The 2,297-nt window shown below is 51.9% G+C and carries 2 protein-coding genes; both read right to left on the bottom strand.

Annotated features, from left to right (window positions below; all coding sequences use genetic code 11):
* The coding region (gene trpC / locus ACTHUT_RS18245) for an indole-3-glycerol phosphate synthase TrpC (protein WP_440419314.1) at positions 1-625 on the bottom strand (625 nt) is incomplete at its 3' end.
* 143 nt (positions 626-768) lie between these two features.
* A complete protein-coding gene (locus tag ACTHUT_RS18240; RefSeq protein ID WP_049352657.1) occupies positions 769-2,241 on the bottom strand; it encodes a malate:quinone oxidoreductase in 1,473 nt (490 codons plus the stop codon).
* Positions 2,242-2,297 lie beyond the last annotated feature (56 nt).

Below are 2,297 nucleotides of genomic sequence, written 5' to 3'. Positions count from 1 at the left end.
AGAGGTCGAGGGTTTGTTGCAGGGTCACTTCAAACGTACGCAGGTTGCGGTTGTTGACGCCCCACAACGGCGTGGTCATGTTGCGGCATTTTTCCAGCTCGGACGCATCGTGCAACTCCAACAATACAGTCATGCCCAATTCGTGGGCAACGGCTTCAAAACGCTCAAGTTGCCCGGCTTCCAAGGCGGCGGCAATCAGAAGAACCGCATCCGCACCCCACGCGCGCGCCTGATAGATTTGGTATTCGTCGATAATGAAATCTTTACGCAAGACCGGCAGCGCCACAGCCGCACGCGCCTGTTTCAAATACTCGGGTGAGCCTTGGAAATAAGGTTCGTCCGTCAACACGGACAAACAGGCCGCGCCGGCTTTTTCATAGGCAACGGCGATTTCGGCAGGATGAAAATCAGGACGGATCAGGCCTTTGCTCGGGCTGGCTTTTTTGACTTCGGCAATAATGGCAGACAGATTCTGCGCGTGTTTTTCACGGATCGAGCCGATAAAGCTGCGAACCGACGCAGCAGCCTGCGCTTGGGCTTTGATGTCTTCCAAGGAAACGGCGGCTTTTTGGGCGGCCACTTCTTCTGCTTTGGTGGCAAGGATTTTGTTGAGAATATCGGTCATGGCGTTTTTCTATTGGGGCTGATTTTCGGGTTTGAATCATGCAACATGCTGCCGCAGATTAGATTTCAGACGGCCTGAATGCCGCTATTTTAATGGTTTGAAAAAAGGCGGGCAAGAATGCCCGCCTTTGTGTCTGCTTTAATTTAGTGATGGATACCCAAAACAGTCGCGTTGTGGCTGATGATTTCGTCCGCCAAAGTCGGATTGTCGTTCAGCTTGATACCGTAGCCAGGCACCAATTCTTTCAGACGGCCTGACCATGCCTCGATACGGCCCGGGAAGCATTGGTTGACCAGCTTAATCATCAAAGGCACGGCGGTTGATGCGCCTGGGGACGCACCCAGCAATGCGGCCAGCGAGCCGTCGGCATGGGCGACGATTTCGGTACCGAATTGGAGTACGCCGCCTTTTTTCGGGTCTTTTTTGATGATTTGTACGCGTTGACCGGCGGTAATCAGTTCCCAATTGTCAGGATTGGCTTCCGGATAATACTCTAAGAGCGAATTAAAGCGTTCTTCTTTGGTTTTACGCAATTCGCCCAAGAGATATTTGGTCAGCGGCATATTAGCCCAACCGGCGCGGAGCATAGGATAGAGGTTGTCCATTTGGATGGACATCGGCAGATCCATGAGCGAGCCTTGTTTGAGGAAGTTGGGGCGGAAGCCTGCATATGGACCGAACATCAGATGACGTTCACCGTTCACATTGCGGGTATCCAAGTGTGGAACGGACATAGGAGGCGCGCCAACAGAAGCTTGACCGTACACTTTGGCATTGTGTTGGGAAACGGTTTCAGGATTGCTGTTGCGGAAGAACAGGCCGGAAACAGGGAAGCCGCCATAACCTTTGCCTTCCGGAATACCGGATTTTTGCAGTAGGGTCAGTGCGCCGCCGCCTGCGCCGAGGAACACGAAACGGCTGCGGAGGGTCAAATGGTCTTCATGGTTTTCAGTGTTGCAGGTTTTGAGTACCCATGCGCCGTCAGATTCGCGTTTGATGTCTTCAACATGGCGGTTGAATTCCATTTTCACGCCTTTTTCGCGCAGATATTGCACCATTTGGCGGGTCAGATTACCGAAATCAACGTCCGTACCTTCGGCGGAGTAGTTGGCGGCAATGGGTTGGCTTTCATCACGACCGTTGACAACCAGTGGCGCCCATTCGGCGATTTTAGCGCGGTCAGTAGAAAACTCCATTTTTTCAAAGAGTTTTTGGTTTTTGAATACGTCGAAACGTTTTTGCAGATAACTGCAATGGTCGGCGTTCATCACCAGCGACATATGGGGGACGGAATTGATGAAAGTGCGGTCGGTCAGTTTGCCTTCTTCGACCAAAGTCGCCCAAAATTGGCGGCTGATATGGAATTGTTCGGCAATATTGAGGGCGCGGGTCGGATCGATCGTGCCGTCGGCAGTCAGAGGCGCATAGTTCAATTCGCACAGCGCAGAGTGTCCCGTACCGGCATTGTTCCATGCATTTGATGATTCCAACGCTACATCTTCCAAGCGTTCGATCAGGGTGATTTCCCAAGATGGTTCGAGTTCTTTGAGCAATACGCCCAAAGTGGCGCTCATAATGCCGCCGCCTACTAATACGACATCGGTTGCTTCAGCCATGGTTTTACTCCTACTAAAGTCAGGCATGGTTTGCCTTGTGGTTATCTATCATTATA

The organism is Neisseria sp. P0022.S010 (assembly GCF_051956635.1).
Note: the sequence above shows the minus strand (reverse complement) of the source record. Positions and strands in the feature narration are given on the sequence as shown.